Source organism: Curtobacterium sp. APC 4022 (genome assembly GCF_030407555.1).
In the GTDB taxonomy this organism is placed as follows: Bacteria; Actinomycetota; Actinomycetes; order Actinomycetales; family Microbacteriaceae; genus Curtobacterium.
In genome coordinates this window covers 1-1,517 of the sequence record NZ_JASDDD010000106.1, presented here as the reverse complement: position 1 = coordinate 1,517, position 1,517 = coordinate 1, and the positions used below count along the sequence as shown (strand labels likewise).

At 66.8% G+C, this 1,517-nt stretch carries 1 protein-coding gene; it reads left to right on the top strand.

The genetic code is table 11. The annotated features are described in order from the left end of the window. Window positions 1–38: 38 nt before the first annotated feature. Entirely contained in the window at window positions 39–1,343 is a 1,305-nt protein-coding gene (locus tag QL987_RS16860; protein WP_290158814.1) for an extracellular solute-binding protein, read from the top strand. The last annotated feature ends 174 nt before the right edge of the window (window positions 1,344–1,517 follow it).

Below are 1,517 nucleotides of genomic sequence, written 5' to 3'. Positions count from 1 at the left end.
CCCGACAAGCCATCCCCCCCCTACAAGGAAGTAGCGACATGAAGAAGTCACGCCTGCTCGGCGCACTCGCCGGGCTCGCCGCGACCGCCGTCGTCCTCACCGGCTGCTCGGCCGGCGGGAGCGCCGACGACCGCAGCAACGAGGACGGCAAGACGCTGAAGCTCTGGCACTTCGAGTCCGAGGACTCCGCCATGGGCAAGGCCTGGAAGGAGTCCATCAAGGTCTTCGAGAAGGAGACCGGCGCGAAGGTCGAGTTCCAGGAGAAGAGCTTCGAGCAGATCCGGAAGACGGCCAGCCAGTCGCTCAACTCCGACCAGGCCCCGGACCTCATCGAGTACAACAAGGGCAACGCGACCGCCGGCCTGCTCGCCAGCCAGGGGCTCCTGAGCCCGCTCGACGACGCCGTCAAGAAGTACGGCTGGGACGAGAAGCTCGCCAAGTCCCTGCAGACCACGGCCCGCTACGACGACAAGGGCGTGATGGGCTCCGGCTCCTGGTACGGCGTGCCCGACTACGGCGAGTACGTCGAGTTCTACTACAACAAGGAGCTGTTCCAGAAGTACGGCGTCCAGGTCCCGAAGACCCAGGCCGACCTCGAGCAGGCCATGGCCACGTTCGAGTCGAAGGGCGTCACCCCGCTCGCCGAGTCCGCCGCGGAGTACCCGCTCGGACAGCTCTGGTACCAGCTCGCCCTGTCGAAGGCGGACCGCGGCTGGGTCGACGACTACCAGCTCTACAAGAACCCGGTCGACTTCTCCGACAAGGAGATCTCGTACGCCACGAAGACGATCAAGGACTGGACGGACAAGGGCTACATCTCGTCCGACGCCACCGGCATGAAGGCCGAGGACGCGGGCACCGCCTTCATCAGCGGCAAGTACCCGATGTTCTTCTCCGGCTCGTGGTGGTACGGCCGCTTCACCACCGAGATGAAGCAGGACTGGGGCACCTTCCTGTACCCGGGCGCCGAGATGTCGCCGGGGTCCTCGGGCAACCTCTGGGTCGTCCCGACCAAGGCGAAGAACAAGACCCTGGCCGAGAAGTTCATCGACATCACCCTCCGTCCCGACATGCAGGCGATCATCGGCAACAACGGTGGCGTCCCGGTCGCGGCGAAGGAGTCGGACATCACGGACGCGAAGAGCAAGGAGCTCATCGCGAACTTCAACACCCTGACCGAGCGTGACGGTCTCGGGTACTACCCCGACTGGCCCACGTCGACGTTCTACGACCAGCTGAACGCCGGTCTGCAGAGCGTCCTCAACTGCAGCAGCTCGCCGAAGCAGGTCAACGAGGAACTCGGCCAGCAGTACGCCGACGGCGTCAAGGCCGTCACCGGCTGACCCCGGCTCACCGGCCCCGGTCGCCGACGTGGTCGACCCGGTCGACGCAGCAGACCCGGCCATCCCGGGCGCGCCCCGCTCAGCAATGACGCGAAGCGTCATGCGGGGCGCGCCGACCGAGCCTGCGAGGGAGGACGGTGCGCGTCCGACCCGCACCGCGCCTCCCGGCCCCCT